Annotated in this window: 12 protein-coding genes; 5 read left to right on the forward strand and 7 right to left on the reverse strand. The window is 68.0% G+C overall.

Annotated elements, in window-relative coordinates; translation table 11 throughout:
- Nucleotides 1-7: 7 nt before the first annotated feature.
- The gene (locus VQ065_RS18310; RefSeq protein WP_003089893.1) at nt 8-1,294 is read right to left on the reverse strand and encodes a TolC family protein; all 1,287 of its coding nucleotides are present in this window, start codon (nt 1,292-1,294) and stop codon (nt 8-10) included.
- 512 nt (nt 1,295-1,806) lie between these two features.
- Here VQ065_RS18310 and VQ065_RS18315 point away from each other — a divergent pair.
- Together VQ065_RS18315 and VQ065_RS18320 are read left to right on the forward strand one after the other, a co-directional pair.
- Complete coding sequence (locus tag VQ065_RS18315; RefSeq protein ID WP_003089900.1) at nt 1,807-2,481, forward strand: heavy metal response regulator transcription factor; 675 nt, start codon at nt 1,807-1,809, stop codon at nt 2,479-2,481.
- The gene (locus VQ065_RS18320; RefSeq protein ID WP_003089902.1) at nt 2,478-3,896 is read left to right on the forward strand and encodes a sensor histidine kinase; all 1,419 of its coding nucleotides are present in this window, start codon (nt 2,478-2,480) and stop codon (nt 3,894-3,896) included. Before VQ065_RS18315 ends, VQ065_RS18320 begins: the two co-directional genes overlap by 4 nt.
- Before the next feature lie 8 nt (nt 3,897-3,904).
- Here VQ065_RS18320 and VQ065_RS18325 read toward each other — a convergent pair whose 3' ends face one another.
- The 5 genes from VQ065_RS18325 to muxA form a co-directional block, all read right to left on the reverse strand.
- Entirely contained in the window at nt 3,905-4,138 is a 234-nt protein-coding gene (locus tag VQ065_RS18325) for a hypothetical protein (protein WP_016561952.1), read from the reverse strand.
- Nucleotides 4,139-4,271: 133 nt separating this feature from the next.
- Nucleotides 4,272-5,768, reverse strand: a complete 1,497-nt coding sequence (gene opmB, locus VQ065_RS18330) for a multidrug efflux RND transporter outer membrane subunit OpmB (RefSeq protein ID WP_003089909.1) — start codon at nt 5,766-5,768, stop codon at nt 4,272-4,274.
- On the reverse strand, nt 5,765-8,875 hold the full coding sequence (gene muxC, locus VQ065_RS18335) for a multidrug efflux RND transporter permease subunit MuxC (RefSeq protein WP_003089914.1): 3,111 nt from the start codon (nt 8,873-8,875) through the stop codon (nt 5,765-5,767). The genes opmB and muxC overlap by 4 nt, the downstream gene beginning before the upstream one ends.
- Nucleotides 8,872-12,003, reverse strand: a complete 3,132-nt coding sequence (muxB, locus tag VQ065_RS18340; RefSeq protein ID WP_003089920.1) for a multidrug efflux RND transporter permease subunit MuxB — start codon at nt 12,001-12,003, stop codon at nt 8,872-8,874. Before muxB ends, muxC begins: the two co-directional genes overlap by 4 nt.
- On the reverse strand, nt 12,000-13,280 hold the full coding sequence (gene muxA / locus VQ065_RS18345) for a multidrug efflux RND transporter periplasmic adaptor subunit MuxA (RefSeq protein ID WP_003089923.1): 1,281 nt from the start codon (nt 13,278-13,280) through the stop codon (nt 12,000-12,002). The genes muxB and muxA overlap by 4 nt, the downstream gene beginning before the upstream one ends.
- A 256-nt stretch (nt 13,281-13,536) precedes the next feature.
- On the opposite strand from muxA, the gene VQ065_RS18350 reads away from it, so the two are divergent.
- From VQ065_RS18350 to ptaA, 3 genes are all read left to right on the forward strand, one after another.
- The gene (locus VQ065_RS18350) at nt 13,537-14,970 is read left to right on the forward strand and encodes a TldD/PmbA family protein (protein ID WP_003089930.1); all 1,434 of its coding nucleotides are present in this window, start codon (nt 13,537-13,539) and stop codon (nt 14,968-14,970) included.
- Nucleotides 14,970-16,295, forward strand: coding sequence for a TldD/PmbA family protein (locus VQ065_RS18355; RefSeq protein ID WP_003089937.1), 1,326 nt, complete (start codon nt 14,970-14,972; stop codon nt 16,293-16,295). Before VQ065_RS18350 ends, VQ065_RS18355 begins: the two co-directional genes overlap by 1 nt.
- Nucleotides 16,296-16,491: 196 nt before the next feature.
- Nucleotides 16,492-17,616, forward strand: a complete 1,125-nt coding sequence (gene ptaA, locus VQ065_RS18360) for a pyoverdine biosynthesis transaminase PtaA (RefSeq protein WP_003089946.1) — start codon at nt 16,492-16,494, stop codon at nt 17,614-17,616.
- Nucleotides 17,617-17,765: 149 nt separating this feature from the next.
- Here ptaA and tpx read toward each other — a convergent pair whose 3' ends face one another.
- A complete protein-coding gene (gene tpx / locus VQ065_RS18365) occupies nt 17,766-18,263 on the reverse strand; it encodes a thiol peroxidase (protein WP_003089950.1) in 498 nt (165 codons plus the stop codon).
- Between the last annotated feature and the right edge of the window lie 18 nt (nt 18,264-18,281).

Genomic DNA, 18,281 nt, shown 5'->3' on the forward strand with positions numbered 1-18,281 from the left:
GGAAATCTCACTGGCCGAGGTGGCCGATGTCTTCGCCGAGCAGGCGCTCCATGCTCACCCGCGCCTGTGCCGCGGCGTCCAGCGCGCGCACGTACTGGGCACGGACGCCGACCAGGGTGCGCTGGGCATCGAGCACGTCGAGGAAGTTGAACTTGCCCATCTCGAAGCCGCGGGTCATCGAGTCCAGCGCGCTCTGTGCGCCGGGCAGCAGGTCGCGACGGACCAGCGCCAGCTCCTGTTCCGAGGTGCGCAACTGGTCGTAGGCCTGTACCGCTTCGCTGCGCAGGCGCAGCAGGGTCGCGCGCTGCAGGTCGCGGGCCTGGTCGACGCGGCTCTGGGCGGCGTAGATGTTGCCCTGGTTGCGGTCGAACAGCGGCAGCGGCATCGACAGGCCGATCAGGTTGACCCGTTCGCCACGTCCGTCGCGGGCGGTCTGGTCGTACTTGCTGCCGATGCTGACCGTCAGGTTGGGGATGCGCTGGCGCTTCTCCAGGTCGACCTGGGCCTCGCCGCGCGCTACCTCCTGGGCCGCCAGGCGCAAGGTCGGCGACTCGTCGAGATGGCGCAGCAAGGCGCCACGGGTGATGCTCGCCGGCACCGCGTCGAGCGCACCGCCGACCCTGGCGAAGCCTGGCTGCGGCTCGTCCCAGGTGCTCGACAGCTGCACATAGGTGCGCTGCTGCTCCAGCTCCGCCTGGCTCAGGTCGAGCTGGGCGTTGTCCGCCAGGACCTGGGCGCGGACCCGTTCCACCGAAGAGATGCTGCCGGCCTTGACCCGTCGGTCGGCGGCCTGCAGCGCGCGCCTGGCCAGGTCCAGGGAGGTCTTCGCCAGGCGCACCCGCTCCTGCGCGGTCAGCGCCGCGTAGTAGGCGCCACGGACCTGGGCGCGCAGTTCGGCGCGACGGACTTCCAGTTGGGTCCAGGCGATCTCGCTGCCGCGTTTCGCCACCTCCACCCGCGCGCCGCGCTTGCCGCCCAGCTCCAGCGGCTGGGCGATGCTGACGCTGGTCTGGCGATTGCCCTGGCGGGTGTCCTCGACGCTCCAGGACAGATCCGGGTTGGGGATCAGCCCGGCCTGCTGCCGCGCGCCGCTGGCGATCTCGGTCTCGCGCCCCACCGCCGCCAGCTCGGGGTTGCTCCGCAGGGCCCGCTCCAACGCCTGCTCGAGGCTGATCGAAGTGCCGTTGAAACTCACCGGCGCCTCGTTCGCCAGGGCCGGCAGGCCCAGGCAGAGTCCCATCAGTAGCCAGCAGGCGCGTTTCCCCGCGCTGGCCAGTGGCCGAAGTATCGGCATGTTCCGCTCCTCGTCTGCTGATCGTCGTCGGCGACGGCGATCCATTACCGGCCCGGAACCACGCAACCGTTCATCGGCGATATCTCGCCGGCGATATTCGAAGTTGCACTTCCGGGATGCGGCAGATGTTAGGTAGCGGGGCTTATCGGCAAGGTGACGGAAGAATTACAAGTCGGTAATGAATATTCTCCACGGACAATTAGCGGTTACACTTCGGCAACCTTCGAAGAGACTGGCAATAGTTGGATGAAACATAGGGACAAAAGCAACATGCGCTTACAAAAGGCATTGCCCCTCACGCCCAGCGGTGCTTGCGCCGCGGACATTTCCAAAGTTTTCAGGCGGACTCCCGGGAGAACTACCCGGTCATTCGATAATTATCATCGAAGCAGCGCAACGATATGAAATTACATTTCCAGGACTCTATCCAGGCAACGCCCGCAATGTAACTTTATAGCAATGCACTTAAACATTTACTTGCAAATGAATCCATACTTTATATAGGGGCGAACATGCGCATCCTTATTATCGAAGATGAAGTCAAGACTGCCGACTACCTGCACCAGGGCCTGACCGAAAGCGGCTACATCGTCGACCGCGCCAACGATGGTATCGACGGCCTGCACATGGCCTTGCAACACCCTTACGAACTGGTGATCCTCGACGTCAACCTGCCCGGCATCGACGGCTGGGACCTGCTCCGCCGCCTGCGCGAACGCAGCAGCGCGCGGGTGATGATGCTCACCGGGCATGGCAGGCTGACCGACAAGGTGCGCGGCCTCGATCTCGGCGCCGACGACTTCATGGTCAAGCCGTTCCAGTTCCCCGAACTGCTGGCGCGGGTCCGCTCGCTGCTGCGCCGCCACGACCAGGCACCGATGCAGGACGTCCTGCGGGTCGCCGACCTGGAGCTGGACGCCAGCCGCCACCGGGCCTTCCGCGGCCGGGTGCGGATCAACCTGACGACCAAGGAGTTCGCCCTGCTGCACCTGCTGATGCGGCGCAACGGCGACGTCATCACCCGGACGCAGATCATCTCGCTGATCTGGGACATGAACTTCGACAACGACTCCAACGTGGTGGAAGTCGCCATCTGCCGCCTGCGGGCGAAGATCGACGACGGCTTCGACCTCAAGCTGATCCATACCATTCGCGGCGTCGGCTACGTCCTGGAAGCGCGCCGATGACGCCACCAGGCCGACTGTCGCTGCGCCTGGCCCTGCTGGTCGGCGCCCTCGGCGCGCTGCTGGCCCTGGCGCTCGGCGCGATGGCGCACTGGAACCTCGGCCGCGAGCTGGAAGCCCGCGAGCGGGAAAACCTGCAATTGAAGCTGGAGCAGATCCGCCACAGCCTGGAAGACGATCTCGACCTGCGCAGCGACCCGGCCGTACAGGCGCATGCCCTGCAGGACCAACTGGTGGCCCACAGCGGCCTGCACCTGAGCATTCTCGACAGCCGCAGCGGCCAGCCGCTGATGAGCTTCGGCGACCAGGCCGCGGCCAGCGTCGCGGCCAACCGCGCGCTTCTCGCCCGCTTGCAGGCGGACGCCCGCCAGCCGGTGTTCCAGAGCTGGAGCACCGGCAACGACCAGCGCCTGCTGAGCATCGGCGCTTCCATGCGCATGAAGAACGGCACCCCGGTACAGGTGTTGCTGAGCAGCGAGCGCAACGCCGACGAGCGCCTGCTCGACGGTTTCCTCCGCGCCACCCTGCTGGCCCTGCCCTTCCTCCTGCCATTGATCGCCCTGGCCGCCTGGTGGGTGGTGCGTGCCGGCCTCGAACCGTTGAACCGCTTCCGCCGGGTGGCCGCCCAGGTCAGCCCGCAGGATCTCTCCTACCGCATCCCCGAGCAGAACCTGCCGCGCGAGCTGGACAGCCTGGCCCGCAGCTTCAACCACATGCTCGGCCGCCTCGAGGATGGCGTACGCCAGCTCTCGCAGTTCTCCGACGACCTGGCCCACGAACTGCGCGCGCCGATCTGCAACCTGCTGGTGCGCAACCAGGTGCTGCTCAGCCAGCATCGCGACAGCGCGGCATACCGCGAAGCCCTGGAGTCCAATGCCGAGGAACTGGAGCGGCTGTCGCGGATCGTCACCGACATGCTGTTCCTGGTGCAGGTGGACAACCCGGCGATCCAGGCCCAGTTCGGCTGCGTCGCCCTGCACGAGCAGGCGGCCAAGGTCATCGACCTGTACGAGATGGTCGCCGAGGACAAGGGCGTCGAACTGCGCCTGTCCGGCAGCGGCTTCGCCCACGGCGACAACCTGATGATCCAGCGCGCCATTTCCAACCTGGTGTCCAACGCCGTGCGCCACACCCCGCAAGGCGGGCGCATCGACGTGCGGATCGGGGAGCGCGCGGGGCACACCGAGGTGAGGGTCAGCAACGACGGCCCGGGCATCCCGCCGGAGTACCTGCCGCACCTGTTCGAGCGCTTCTACCGCCGCGCCGGACGCCAGACTGGAGCCCAGGCCGGCACCGGCCTGGGACTGGCCATCGTGCAATCGATCATGGCCTACCACGGCGGCCGCGCCGAAGCGGAAAGCGTACCGCAGCAGAAGACCCACCTGCGCCTGCTGTTCCCTTCGACGGGCGCTGCCTGACGCCGGTTTCAGCAACCGGCGCGGCGCCGCCACAGCCGGTACTCGCCGCAGAAACCGGCGAGGAACAGCGCCAGGCCGAGCGCCAGCAGGGTCCAGGGCGTCCGCAGCGGGGCGCGCTGGAGCGGCGGATCGCCGTGCAGCAGGACGAAGCATTGCAGCAGCGCCCAGAACATCGCGGCGACGCCGCCAAGCATGGCCAGGCGGCACAACCAGCCGAGCCAGTAGCCTCGGCGCGAGGGCATTTCCGGAAACTTCCCCGACACGTATTCACCTCCACATCCGCCGCCGTACTCTAGCCGAGACGCGGACGGCGGTGTGTCATGCAAGCGCAATAGCGGGGAAAGGCATTCGTCAGGAACAGGCAGCGAGAAGAACTCAGGGCGAAGGCGGCAGGCCCTCTTCGACCCGGCCGAGCCGCTCGTCGGTCCGCTCGATGTCGGCGCTGTCCCAGCCGCCGCCCATTGCCGCGATCAACTGGACGCTGGCGGTCAGGCGGCTGCCGAGCAGGGTCAGCACGGTGCGTTCGTTGCTCAGCGCGGTGGCCTGGTTGGTGACCACGTCGGTGTAGTCGACGGTGCCGGCCTTGTACTGGTTCTCGGCCAGGCGCAGTGCCTCGCGGGCCGACTCCAGGGCTTCGCGCTGCACCCCGCTCTCCTCGTCGAGGACGCTCAATTGCACCAGGTAGTCCTCCACCTCGCGGAAACCGTCGAGCACGGTCTGCCGGTAGGTCGCCACGGTCTGGTCGTAGGTCGCCTCGGCCTGGTCCACCTGGGAGCCGATCAGGCCGCCGTCGAACAGGGTCATGGCGAACTGCGGGCCGATCGACCAGAAGCGGTTCGGCGTGCTGATCCAGTTGCTCAGGCTGCCGCTGCGGTAGCCGCCGGCGGCGCTCAGGGTGAGGTCGGGAAAATAGGCGGCCTTGGCCACGCCGATCTGGGCATTGGCGGAAATCACCTTGCGTTCCGCCGAGGCGATGTCCGGCCGTCGTTCGAGCAATTGCGACGGCACCACTGCCGGCAGGTCCGGCAGCTTCGGCACGCTCGCCACCGGCGGCAGGTTGAATTGCGCCGGCGGCAGGCCGACCAGCACGGCGATGGCGTGCTCCAGCTGGGCACGCTGGTACTTCAGGTCGATGGCCTGGGCCTGGGTGCTTTTCAGCTGGGTGCGGGCCTGGGCCACGTCGGCCCTGGTGACGATGCCGGCGCGGTATTTGTTCTCGGCCACCTTCAGCGAACGCTCGTAGGCCGTCACCGTGTCGTTGAGCAGGCGGATCTGTTCGTCCATCACCCGCAGTTGCAGGTAGTTCTGCGCCAGTTGCGACTGCTGGCTGAGGCGCACCGCGGCGAGGTCGGCGGCGCTGGCATGCAGGCTCGCCTGGTTGGCCTCCAGTTGCCGGCGCAGCTTGCCCCAGAGGTCGACCTCCCAGCTGACACTGAGGTTGGTCGAGTAGCTGGTACTGATCGCGCCAGAGCCGCCGCTGCTCACCGTCGAGCCTCCCGGCAGCAACACGGTGCTATCGCCGCCGCCCTGGCCGCTACGGGTCTTGCCCACGTTGCCGGTGATCGACGGGAAGAACGCGGCTCGCGCGCCGCGCACCAGCGCCTCGGCCTGGCGGAACTGCGCCACCGACTGGGCCAGGGTCTGGTTGGAACGTTCCAGGTGCATCTGCAGGTCGTTCAGGGTCTGGTCGCCGTACAGCTCCCACCAGGCGCCGCGCTGGAACACGTCGCGCGGCTCGGCGCGGCGCCAGCCTTCGGCTTCCTTGAATTCGGCGGGCACCGCCAGGTCCGGTCGCTGGTAGTCGGGGCCGATGGCGCAGCCGCCGAGGGCGGCGACCAGGGCCAGGGCGAGCAACGAGGGGGTGTGTTTCATAGGGGTGTCTCCAGCGCACCGTCCGTGCGTACGCCGCGTTTCTGGTTGACCCAGTGGCGCAGGCGGTCGAGATAGAGGTAGACCACCGGGGTGGTGTACAGGGTCAGCAACTGGCTGCCGATCAGCCCGCCGACGATGGTGATGCCCAGCGGCCGGCGCAGCGCGGCGTCGCCGCCGATGCCGAAGATCAGCGGCAAGGCGCCGAGCAAGGCGGCCAGGGTGGTCATCATGATCGGCCGGAAGCGCATCATGCAGGCCTCGAGGATCGCCTCGCGCGGGCTCAGGCCGTGGTTGCGCTCGGCCTCCAGGGCGAAGTCGATCATCATGATCGCGTTCTTCTTGACGATGCCGATCAGCAGGATGATGCCGATCAGCGCGATCAGGCTCAGCTCGCTGCGGCAGAGGATCAGCGCGAGCAGCGCGCCGACCCCGGCCGAAGGCAGGGTCGAGAGGATGGTCAGCGGGTGCACGTAGCTCTCGTAGAGGATGCCGAGGACGATGTACACCGCCAGCAGCGCCAGGAGGATCAGCCAGGGCATCTGGTTCTGCGTGTCCTGCACCGCGCCGGCGTTGCCCTCGAAGCTGGTCTGCACGTCCACCGGGATGTGCAGCGGCTCCAGGGCCTGCATGATGGCCTCGCGGGTCGGGCCGATCTGCGCGCCCGGCGCCAGGTTGAAGGACAGCGTGGTGGCGGCGAACTGGCCCTGGTGGTTGACCTCCAGCGGTGCCCGGCTCGGTTCGTAGTGGCTGAACGCGGACAGCGGCACGCGCTGGCCGTCGTTGCCGATCACCTGGACCTGGCGGAGGATCTCCGGGCTCTGCTGGTACTGCTGGTCGACCTCCATCACCACCCGGTACTGGTTCAGCGGGTTGAAGATGGTCGACACCTGGCGCTGGCCGAAGGAATCGTTGAGCACCGCGTCGACCATTTCCACGTTGATCCCCAGGGTCGCCGCACGGTCGCGGTCGATCACCAGGCGGGTCTGCACGCCCTTGTCCTGGGAGTCGCTGTTGACGTCCACCAGCTGCGGCAGCTTGCGCATCGCCGCCTCGACCTTCGGCGCCCATTCGCGGAGCAGGGTCAGGTCGTCGCTGCGCAGGGTGAATTCGTACTGCGCGTTGCTGTCGCGGCCGCCCAGGCGCACGTCCTGGCCAGCGTTGAGATAGAGCGCCGCGCCGGGCACCTTGGCGATCCGCTCGCGCAGCCGGGTGAGGACCTTCTCCACCGGGTCGCGTTCGCCGATCGGCTTGAGGGTGACGAAGAACGAACCGGTGTTGCTCGACTGCCAGCGGCCGCCGCCGATGAAGCCGACCACGTTTTCCACCGCCGGATCGGAAGAGAGGATCTTGCGGTACTCGCCCATCTTCGCGCTCAGGGACTGGAACGAGATGCTCTGGTCGGCCACCGCGTAGCCGCGCAGGCGCCCGGAGTCCTGCTGCGGGAGAAAGCCCTTGGGCACCACCACGAACAACCAGAGGTTCATGGCGATGCAGGCCAGCATGATCACCACCATCAGCCGCGAGTGCTCCAGCGCCCAGCCCAGGCTGGCGCGGTAGCGCAGCATGAAGGCGGCGAAGAAGCGATCGCTGCGCCGCGCCAGGGAAGCGCCTTCGGGCCGTTTCAGCGGACGCAGCAGACGCGCGCAGAGCATCGGCGTGAGGGTCAGGGATACCACCAGGGACACCAGGATCGCCGCCGAGAGAGTCACCGCGAACTCGCGGAACAGCCGCCCGGTGAGCCCGCCCATGAGCAGCAGCGGGATGAACACCGCGACCAGCGAGAGCGTCATCGACAGCACGGTGAAACCGACCTGGCGGGCGCCGGTGATCGCCGCCTGGATCGGCGGATCGCCCTCCTCGATGCGTCGGGCGATGTTCTCCACCACCACGATGGCGTCGTCCACCACGAAGCCGGTGGCGATGATCAGCGCCATCAGCGACAGGTTGTTCAGGCTGAAGTCGCACAGGTACATGACCGCGAAGGTGCCGATCAGCGAGACCGGCACCGCCAGGCTGGGGATCAGCGTGGCGCGGCCGTTGCGCAGGAACAGGAAGACCACCAGGATCACCAGCGCCACCGAGATCAGCAGGGTCAGCTCGGCCTCTTCCAGCGACGCGCGGATCGACGGGCTGCGATCATCCATCACGTTCAGCTTGACCTGCGGCCCGAGCAGTTCCTGCAACACCGGCAGTTGCGCGTGGATGGCGTCGGTGGCCTCGATGATGTTGGCGCCGGGCTGGCGGGTGACGATCAGCAGCACCGCCGGCAGGTCGTCGGAAAAGCCGGCGTTGCGCACGTCCTCCACCGAGTCGCTGACCTTGGCCACGTCGCCGAGGCGCACCGCAGCGCCGTTGTCAGCGTTGTAGTGGATCACCAGCGGCTCGTACTCGCGGGCCTTGCGCAACTGGTCGTTGGCGTCCACCTGCCAGTGCTTGTCGTCCTTCTCGACGGCGCCCTTGGGGCCGTTGCTGTTGGCCGCGGCGATGGCCGTGCGCACGCTGTCCAGGGACAGCCCGTACTGGCTCATGGCATCCGGGTTGAGGTCGACCCGCACCGCCGGCAGCGAGCTGCCGCCGATGCTCACCTGCCCTACCCCCTGCACCTGCGACAGCTTCGGCGCCAGCACGGTCGAGGCGAGGTCGTACATCTCGCCGCGACTCTGGGTCTCCGAGGTCAGGGTGAGGACCATGATCGGCATGTCCGAGGGGTTGGCCTTGCGGTAGCTGGGATTGTTCGGCATGCCGCTGGGCAGCAGGCTCATCGCGCCGTTGATCGCCGCCTGCACCTCGCGGGCGGCGCCGTCGATGTCCTTCTCCAGGTCGAACACGAGCACCACGGTGGTCGAGCCCAGCGAACTGCTGGAGGTCATCTCGCTGATCCCGGCGATCCGTCCCAGCGAGCGCTCCAGCGGCGTGGCCACCGACGAGGCCATGGTTTCCGGGCTGGCGCCCGGCAGGCTGGCGCTGACCACGATGGCCGGGAAGTCGACGTTGGGCAGCGGCGCCACCGGCAGCAGGCCGAACGACAGGGTGCCGGCGAGCAGCAACGCCAGGGTCAGCAGCGTGGTGGCGACCGGGCGGCGGATGAAGGGCGTGGACAGGCTCATCGCCCGGCGTCCCCGTCGAACCCGGCCTCGGTGTTCAGGTCCAGCCCGCGCTGCTTGCGCCAGGCCGCCCAGCGACGGGCCAGGCGGTCGAAGTAGAGATAGATCACCGGGGTGGTGAACAGGGTCAGGACCTGGCTCAGCAGCAGGCCGCCGACCATGGTGATGCCCAGCGGCTGGCGCAGCTCGGCGCCGGCGCCGCCGGCGAGCATCAGCGGCAGCGCGCCGAGCAGCGCGGCCATGGTGGTCATCAGGATCGGCCGGAAGCGCAGCAGGCAGGCCTGGTAGATCGCCTCATGGGGCGGCTTGCCTTCGTTGCGCTCGGCGTCGAGGGCGAAGTCGATCATCATGATCGCGTTCTTCTTGACGATGCCGATCAGCAGGATGATGCCGATGATCGCCACGATGCCGATCTCCTGCCCCGCCAGCATCAGCGCCAGCAGCGCGCCGACCCCGGCCGAGGGCAGGGTCGAGAGGATGGTCACCGGATGGATGAAGCTCTCGTAGAGGATGCCCAGGACGATGTACATGGTCACCACCGAGGCGAGGATCAGCAGCAGCGTGTTCGACAGCGAGGCCTCGAAGGCCAGCGCCGCGCCGCGGAAGCTGCCCTGCATGCTCAGCGGCAGCTCCAGGCTGGCCTCGACGCCACGGATCGCCTCGACCGCCTCGCCCAGGGAGTAACCCTTGGCCAGGTTGAACGACAGGGTCGCCGAGGGGAACTGGGCGATATGGTTGATCGCCAGCAGGGTATGCCGCTCCTCCACCTTCGCCAGGCTCGACAGGCGCACCTGGGTGCCGTCGCTGGACGGCACGTAGAGCTGCTCCAGGGCCTGCGGGCCGAGCTGGAACTGCGGCGCCACCTCCAGCACCACGCGGTACTGGGTGGCCTGGGTGAAGATGGTCGAGATCAGCCGCTGGCCGAAGGCGTTGTAGAGCACGCTGTCGATGTCGGAGAGCTTCACGCCGAGGCGCGATGCGGTGTCGCGGTCGATGTTCAGGTAGGCCTGCAAGCCCTTGTCCTGCCAGTCGCTGGCGACGTCGGCGAGCTGCGGCAACTCCTGCAGCCGCGCCACCAGCTTCGGCACCCACTCGGCGAGCACGTCCGGGTCGGCGTCCTGCAAGGTGAACTGGTACTGGGTGCGAGCGACCCGGTCCTCGATGGTCAGGTCCTGCACCGGCTGCATGTACAGCTTGATCCCGGGCAGGTGGTCGAGTTCGGGCTGCAGGCGCTGGATCACTTCGCTGGCGGTGACGTCGCGCTCGCTGTGCGGCTTGAGGTTGATCAGCAGGCGGCCGGTGTTGAGGGTCGGGTTGCTGCCGTCGACGCCGATGTAGGAGGACAGGCTGGCCACCGCCGGGTCCTTCAGCACCACCTCGGCGAGGGCGCGCTGGCGCTCGGACATGGCCTGGAAGGAGATCGACTGCGGCGCTTCGGCGACGCCCTGGATCACCCCGGTGTCCTGCACCGGGAAGAAGCCCTTGGGCATGGCCAGGTAGAGCAGCGCGGTCAGCGCCAGGGTGGCGATGGCCACCAGCAGGGTCAGCGGCTGGTGCCGCAGGACCACCCGCAGGGCCTTGGCGTATTGTGCGATCAGGCCATCGATGACCCGCCCCGCGGCGCGCGCGAAGCGGCCCTGCTGGTCCTCGTCGATGTGGCGCAGCAGCTTGGCGCTGAGCATCGGCGTAAGGGTCAGGGAGACGAAGCCGGAAATCAGGATCGCCACCGCCAGGGTGATGGCGAACTCGCGGAACAGCCGCCCGGCGACGTCGCCCATGAACAGCAGCGGGATCAGCACGGCGATCAGCGAGAAGGTCAGCGAGATGATGGTGAAGCCGATCTGCTTCGAGCCCTTGAGCGCCGCTTCCAGCGGCGAGTCGCCCTGCTCCAGGTAGCGGGCGATGTTCTCCACCATGACGATCGCGTCGTCGACCACGAAGCCGGTGGCGATGGTCAGCGCCATCAGGGTCAGGTTGTTGATCGAGAAGCCGGACAGGTACATCACGCCGAAGGTGCCGATCAGCGACAGCGGCACGGCGAAGCTGGGAATCAGGGTGGCGTAGACGTTGCGCAGGAACAGGAAGGTGACCATCACCACCAGCGCCACCGCCAGCGCCAGCTCGAACTGCACGTCCTTGACCGAGGCGCGGATGGTGGTGGTGCGGTCGGTCAGCACCTGCACGTCGAGATTCCCCGGCAGGGTCGATTGCAGCTGCGGCAGCAGCGCCTTGATCCGGTCGACCACCTCGATCACGTTGGCCCCCGGCTGGCGCTGGATGTTCAGCACCACCGCCGGCAGGTTGTTGGCCCAGGCGGCCAGGCGCACGTTCTCGGCGTCGTCCTCGACGCTGGCGACGTCGCGGATGCGCAGCGGCGAGCCGTTCTTGTAGGCGATGATCAGGTCGCGGTAGGCGTCGGCCGAGCGCAACTGGTCGTTGGCGTCCAGGGTCGAGGCACGGGTCGGGCCGTCGAAGCTGCCCTTGGGGCCGTTGAGGTTGTTGCTGGTCACCGTGCTGCGCAGGTCCTCCAGGCTCAGCCCGGCCGCCGCCAGCGCCGTCGGGTTGGCGCGCACCCGCACCGCCGGACGCTGGCCGCCGCTGATGCTGACCAGGCCGACCCCGGAGATCTGCGAGATCTTCTGTGCCAGGCGGGTATCCACCAGGTCCTGGATCTGCGGCAGCGGCATGCCATCGGACATCACCGCCAGGGTCAGGATCGGTGCGTCCGCCGGGTTCACCTTGCTGAACACCGGCTGGTTCGGCAGGTCGTTGGGCAGCAGGCTCTGCGCGGCGTTGATCGCCGCCTGGACTTCCTGCTCGGCGACATCGAGGTTGCTCTGCAGGCTGAATTGCAGAGTGATCACCGAGGCGCCGCCGGAACTGCTGGAAGACATCTCGTTGAGCCCCGGAATCTGCCCGAGCTGGTTCTCCAGCGGCGCGGTGATCGACGAGGTCATGATCTCCGGGCTGGCACCGGGGTACAGGGTGACCACCTGGATGGTCGGGTAGTCCACTTCCGGCAACGCCGAGATCGGCAGGAAGCGGTAGGCGATCAGGCCCGAGAGCAGGATCGCCACCATCAGCAGGGTGGTCGCGACCGGCCGCAGGATGAACGGGCGGGACGGGTTCATTCAGCGCTCCCGCTACCCACCGAGTCGCCCTGGAGGCCGCTGGGGCGGCCAGTCTGCGGTTTCTGCGGCTCGCCCTCGAGGACCTGCGGGGAGGCCTCGGCGACACGCACTTCCATACCGTCGCGCAGGCGGTCGGTGCCTTCCACCACCACCTGCTCGCCGGCCTTCAGGCCGCTTTCCACCACCACCCGCTCGTTCTCGCTGGTGCCGATGGAGACGCTGCGCTGGCTGACCTTGTTGTCGGCGCCGACCACGTACACATAGATACCGTTGGTGCCGCGCTGCACGGCGTTGGCCGGAATGGTCAGCACGCCCTTGAGGGTCTGCGCCAGCAGGCGCACGTTGACGAACTGGTTGGGGAACAGCTTGCCGTCGGCGTTCTCGAAGCGTGCCTTGAGCTTGACCGTGCCGGTGGTGGTGTCGATCTGGTTGTCCAGGGTGGTCAGGGTGCCTTCGGCGAGAACCTTGTCCTGGTTGCGGTCCAGCGCGGTGACCGCCAGCTTGCCGGGGCCGTTCATCTGCTCGACGACGGTGCCGATCTGCTGCTGCGGCAGGCTGAACACCACCGAGATCGGCTTGACCTGGGTGATCACCACCAGCGGCGTGGTATCGCCGCTGGTGACCAGGTTGCCGATGTCCACCTGGCGCAGGCCGAGGCGCCCGGAAATCGGTGCGCGGACCTCGGTGAAGGTCAGGTTGAGGCGGGCGTCGTCGACCTGGCCCTGGTTGGTACGGATGGTGCCCTGCAACTGGCGGACCTGGGCTTCCTGGGTATCCAGGGTCTGCTTGGCGATCGAGTCCTCGGCGTACAGCCCCTTGTAGCGCTGCAGGTCGATCTCGGCGTTCTTCAGTTGCGCCTGGTTCTGCATCAGCGTGCCCTCGGCCTGGGCCAGCGCCGCCTTGTAGGTACGCGGGTCGACCACCGCCAGCAGGTCGCCGGCCTTGACCTCCTGCCCCTCCTGGAACAGCACCTTGACCAGCTCGCCGTTGACCCGCGGCTTGACGTTCACCGTGTTGAAGGCGGTGACGGTGCCAAGCGCGTTGAAATGCAGCGCCAGGTCGCCCTGCTCCACCCTGGCCACGCCGACGGTGAGCGCGTTGGCCTTGGGCAGCGCGGCGCCCGGCTTGCCGCCGCGACCGGGTCGCCCGTCGGAGGACGGCGCCGAGGCGGGCGCCGCCAGCCACATCACCAGGCCGATCACGGCGGCGAAGGCCAGGGCGGTGATCAGCCACGGGCGCAGGGTACGGAACTTGGATTTACCGGTCGTTGGAGTCATGGTTCTTCTTCAGGCTTAGAACGGAGGCGCTTTTTCCAGGCTGCACGATAAGCATTGCGGGGGCCCAGGCAAAGCCTCTTTACCCGCTATTTACCCTTGCTTTACCGATAGTTAGGCATTCCGCCCGCATGCTTCGGCGAGCCACCCGCAGCCTGGCACCAGGCTATGACAACAAACGGCTTGCTCCGTTACGGGCGAAGGCTTGAAATAGAGCGTCCTGCACTCGCCCACTCCGCAATCGGCCAGGGACGCACAGATGATCGACCCGTTGAAACACCGCTTCGCGGCGCTCCGCAGCCGCGCCGAATTCCACTCCTTGCGCTACGTCCAGCGTAGCGGCGAGTACCTCTCGGTGCGCCGCAACGTCAGCGAACCGCCGCACTTCAGCCAGGACCGCGGCGCCATGCTCTGCGTACGGCTGAACGGCGTGGAAGCCTACGCCGCCACCAACGATCTCTCCGCGGCCGGCCTGCAGGCCGCCCTGGAGCAGGCCGAGCGGCAAGCCGAGCGGATCGCCCGGCACGCCCTGTTCGACGTCCGCGGATTGCCGCCGGCAAGCGGCCGCTCGCAGTATCGCTCGCCGAACCAGGACGCCCCTTTCCCCTCCCTCGCCGAGTGCTACGAACTGCTCGCCGAGGAGTCCGCCAAGGTGCCGCGCGACGAGCGCCTGGTGAACTGGAGCGTATTCCTCGAAGTCAGCCGCCAGGAACAGCTCTACCTGAACAGCGCCGGCGCCGAGCAATACCACGAGCAGCGCTTCGTCTATCCCGGCGCCAGCGTCACCGCCTACGACGGCCATGACAGCCAGACCCGCAGTTTCGGCGGCCACCATGCCGGCCAGCAGGGCGGCGCCGAAGTGATCGAGCGCCTCGGCCTGGTCGGCGCCGCGCCGCGCATCGCCGACCAGGCGCTGCAACTGCTGGCGGCGCCGAACACCCCGAGCGGCCGCTGCGACCTGCTGCTGATGCCGGACCAGATGATCCTGCAGATCCACGAGTCGATCGGCCACCCGCTGGAGCTGGATCGCATCCTCGGCGACGAGCGCAACTACGCCGGTACCAGCTTCATCAAGACCGAGGACTTCGGTCGCTACCAGTACGGCTCCAGCCTGCTCAACGTCAGCTTCGACCCGGAAATCCCCGAGGAACTGGCCAGCTACCGCCAGGACGACGACGGCAGCCCCGCGCGCAAGGAATACCTGATCCGCGAAGGCCGCCTGCTGCGCCCGCTCGGCGGCGCCCTGTCGCAACACCGCAGCGGCCTGGAGGGCGTCGCCAACAGCCGCGCCAGCAGTTGGAACCGCGCGCCCATCGACCGCATGGCCAATCTCAACCTGGAGCCCGGCGACAAGAGCTTCGCCCAACTGGTGGGCGGTATCGAGCGCGGGGTGCTGATGTCCTACAACCGCTCCTGGTCGATCGACGACGCACGCAACAAGTTCCAGTTCGGCTGCGAATGGGGCCAGTTGATCGAGGACGGCGAACTCAAGGGCGTGGTGAAGAACCCCAACTACCGGGGCGTCTCCGCGCAGTTCTGGCGCAACCTCAGCGCGGTGGGCGACGCCGGCACCTTCGAGGTGCTCGGCACCCCCTACTGCGGCAAGGGCGAGCCGAACCAGGTGATCCGTGTCGGCCACGCCTCGCCGGCCTGCGTATTCAGCGATGTGGACGTATTCGGGGGAGACGCCTGATGCACCAGAGACAGCATTTCGAAGCCCTCGCCGAGGACCTGCGCCGACACCTGGCCGAGGGCGAGGACTTCACCCTCTGGTACAGCGCCGAGGACTCCGAGTTCATCCGCTTCAACCGGGCGCGGGTGCGCCAGGCCGGTCGGGTGCGCCAGGCCAGCGCGCTGCTCCGGCTGATCCGCGACGAACGCCAGGCGAGCCTCGACCTGACGCTCTCCGGCGCGCCGGAAGAAGACCGCCAGCGTCTGGTCGAAGGCCTTCGGCAACTGCGCCAGAGCCTGGCCTGGATTCCCGCCGATCCCTATCTGCTGCTCGACACCTCGGCCTGGCAGCGAGAGAACCAGGACCTCGGCGCAGCGCCCGACAGCGGCGCGCTGCTGGCCAGCCTCGAACGCCGGGCGCGCGACCTCGACCTGGTCGGCATCTATGCCGCCGGACCGCTGTTCCGTGGCTTCGCCAACTCCTGGGGCGCCTTCGGCTGGCATGCCGGCAGCAGCTTCAACTTCGACTGGAGCCTGTTCCACGGCAACGGCCAGGCGGTGAAGGCCGACTACGCCGGCCAGCGCTGGGACGACGAAGCCTTCGCCCGGCGCTTCGAACAGGCCCGGGAGCAGCTCGGCCACCTGGGCAAGCCGCTGCGCCAGTTGCGCCCCGGCGACTACCGCGCCTACCTGGCGCCGGCGGCGCTCGAAGAAGTCATGCAGATGCTCTGCTGGGGCGGTTTCTCCGCGCGCGCCCTGGCTACCGGCGAAAGCCCCCTGCAACGCCTGCAGAACGGCGACGCCCTGCTCAGTCCGCTGCTGAACCTCGCCGAGCGCCCTGCCACCTCGCCCTCCCCGGCATTCAGCGCGGAAGGCTCGCCGCGCGCCGAAGTCGAACTGGTCGGCAACGGCCGCCTGAGCGGACGCCTGGTGAGTTCGCGCAGCGCCCGCGAATATGGCCTGGTAGCCAATGGCGCCGGCGCCAACGAGGCGCCCACGGCGCTGGACATGGCCGGCGGCAGCCTGGAGCAGGCGCGCATCCTCGAGGCCCTGGATACCGGCCTGTACATCGGCAACCTGTGGTACCTGAACTACTCGGACATGCCCGCCGCGCGCCTGACCGGAATGACCCGCTTCGCCACCTTCTGGGTGGAGAACGGCCAGATCCGGGCGCCGGTCAGCACCATGCGCTTCGACGACAGCCTGTACAGCTTCCTCGGCGCCCACCTGGAAGACCTCAGCCACGAGCGCGAACTGCGCCTGTCCAGCAATACCTACGGCGAACGCCAGACCGACTCGATGCACCTGCCGGGCGCGTTGACCGGGCGCTTCACCCTCACGCTCTGAGCCCGCGCGGCGCTCCCCGGCGGTTCGCCGCCCGGGAGCGCCGCGTGCGCAATCCGAAGAACACCCGCCGATATTCTGGCGCCATTATCACGCCACCATAAACGGACCGGCTCCCTCCTCGTTCTCCACTCTGGTGACACACGCCCGAGAGGAACCCACCGCACGCATATCCCATTCGGTACACGGAGGTGAAGCTATGCCCGCTTTGAGTCGTCGTTCGTTCGTGACCCTGACCGCCCTGGCCTCCAGCAGCATCCTGCTGAGCCCGCGAGCCTTCGCCGGGAGCGGCGCGACAAGCGCCGCCGGGAAGCCGCAAGAGACCTTCCTGGATTTCAACGAAAGCCCCTACGGCCCCTCCGCCAAGGCCAGGGCCGCCATGCAGCGGGCGGCCGCGCTCTGCGGCCGCTACGACTACGACGCGCAGGACGCCCTGGTCGGCCTGTTCGCCAAGCAGAACGGCATCCCCGCCGAATGCGTGCATGCCTACTGCGGCTCGCGCCAGCCGCTGCAATACGCCGTCGCGGCGTTCACCGGCAAGGAGCGCAGACTGGTCATGGCCGATCCCTCCTACGACTCCGTGGTCGGCGCCGCCCAGGCCCAGGGGGCGAAGGTCGCTGCCGTGCCGCTGGACGCCGAGGCGGCCCACGACATCGAGCGCATGCTCGCCGCCGCGCAACGCGACGCCGGGCTGATCTATATCTGCAACCCGAACAACCCGACCGGCACCCTCACCCCGCACGAGCGGATCGTCAGGGCGATCGAACGCAAGCCCGAGCGCAGCGTGGTGCTGGTCGACGAGGCGTATATCCATTTTTCCGACGCACCCAGCGTCGTTGGCCTGGCCGTCCAGCGCCAGGATGTGCTGGTCCTGCGTACCTTCTCGAAACTCTACGGGATGGCCGGCGCCCGGCTCGGCCTGGCCATCGGGCATCCGCAGCTGCTGGCGCGGCTGGAGCGCTTCGGCGGCCACAACGTGGTGCCCTCGCCGACCGCCCACGCCGGGCTGGAAAGCCTGCGTGACGACGATCTGGTGCCACGGCGCAAGCAGCAGAACGCAGAGGTCCGCGAGCGCACCATCGCCTGGCTGCGCCAGCAGGGCTTCCGCTGCACCGCCTCGCAGTCCAACTGTTTCATGGTGGATATGCGCCGTCCCGCCGAGCTGGTCATCGCCGAACTGGAGAAACAGCGGGTGCACGTCGGCCGCCCGTGGGCCTCCTGGCCCAACTGGGTCCGCGTGACGGTAGGCAGCGAGGAAGAGATGCAGGCGTTCCGGAGCGCCTTCGCCAGCGTCAGCCGGCGCCATCAGGTCGCCATGCGCTAGCGCTGCGTCTCTGCGACGCAGGGCGGATGACCGCGCTGCGATTATCCGCCCTGCTCATGGCCCGAGGCGAGCAGCCAAGGGAATCGGGTTCGCCCGTTACCAGCCAGCCTGGCCGACGGTCATGGGACGAAGCGGGTTGGCCGTGGGGCTCAGAGAGCCGCCAGGGCCGCCGCGTAGTTCGGCTCGTCGGCGATTTCGCCGACCAGTTCGCTGTGCAGCACCTTGTTCTGCTCGTCGAGCACCACCACGGCGCGCGCGGCCAGGCCGGCCAGCGGGCCGCTGGCGATGGCCACGCCATAGTTCTCGAGGAACTCGCGACCGCGCAGGGTCGACAGGTTGACTACGTTCTCCAGGCCTTCGGCGCCGCAGAAGCGCTTCTGCGCGAACGGCAGGTCGGCGGAGATGCACAGCACCACGGTGTTGGCCAGCTTGCCGGCCTCGACGTTGAACTTGCGCACCGAGGTGGCGCAGGTCGGGGTGTCGACGCTGGGGAAGATGTTCAGCACCTTGCGCTTGCCGGCGAAGTTTTCCAGGGTCACGTCGGCGAGGTCGCCGCCGACCAGGCTGAAGGCCGGAGCCTGGGCGCCTTTCTGCGGGAGCTGGCCATCGACGTTGACCGGGTTGCCCTTGAGAGTCACTTGAGCCATTGCGTTGATCCTTCTAGT

This window comes from Pseudomonas sp. KBN10P06128, assembly GCF_037574945.1.
Taxonomy (GTDB): Bacteria; Pseudomonadota; Gammaproteobacteria; order Pseudomonadales; family Pseudomonadaceae; genus Pseudomonas; species Pseudomonas aeruginosa.

What these genes read in the sequence shown, in the direction of transcription:
- VQ065_RS18355 (WP_003089937.1), top strand. Translation starts at nt 14,970, where the DNA reads ATGCACCAGAGACAGCATTTCGAAGCCCTCGCCGAGGACCTGCGCCGA.
- muxC (WP_003089914.1), bottom strand. Translation starts at nt 8,875, where the DNA reads ATGAGCCTGTCCACGCCCTTCATCCGCCGCCCGGTCGCCACCACGCTG.
- muxA (WP_003089923.1), bottom strand. Translation starts at nt 13,280, where the DNA reads ATGACTCCAACGACCGGTAAATCCAAGTTCCGTACCCTGCGCCCGTGG.
- VQ065_RS18320 (WP_003089902.1), top strand. Translation starts at nt 2,478, where the DNA reads ATGACGCCACCAGGCCGACTGTCGCTGCGCCTGGCCCTGCTGGTCGGC.
- tpx (WP_003089950.1), bottom strand. Translation starts at nt 18,263, where the DNA reads ATGGCTCAAGTGACTCTCAAGGGCAACCCGGTCAACGTCGATGGCCAG.
- VQ065_RS18325 (WP_016561952.1), bottom strand. Translation starts at nt 4,138, where the DNA reads ATGCCCTCGCGCCGAGGCTACTGGCTCGGCTGGTTGTGCCGCCTGGCC.
- muxB (WP_003089920.1), bottom strand. Translation starts at nt 12,003, where the DNA reads ATGAACCCGTCCCGCCCGTTCATCCTGCGGCCGGTCGCGACCACCCTG.
- VQ065_RS18310 (WP_003089893.1), bottom strand. Translation starts at nt 1,294, where the DNA reads ATGCCGATACTTCGGCCACTGGCCAGCGCGGGGAAACGCGCCTGCTGG.
- VQ065_RS18350 (WP_003089930.1), top strand. Translation starts at nt 13,537, where the DNA reads ATGATCGACCCGTTGAAACACCGCTTCGCGGCGCTCCGCAGCCGCGCC.
- ptaA (WP_003089946.1), top strand. Translation starts at nt 16,492, where the DNA reads ATGCCCGCTTTGAGTCGTCGTTCGTTCGTGACCCTGACCGCCCTGGCC.
- VQ065_RS18315 (WP_003089900.1), top strand. Translation starts at nt 1,807, where the DNA reads ATGCGCATCCTTATTATCGAAGATGAAGTCAAGACTGCCGACTACCTG.
- opmB (WP_003089909.1), bottom strand. Translation starts at nt 5,768, where the DNA reads ATGAAACACACCCCCTCGTTGCTCGCCCTGGCCCTGGTCGCCGCCCTC.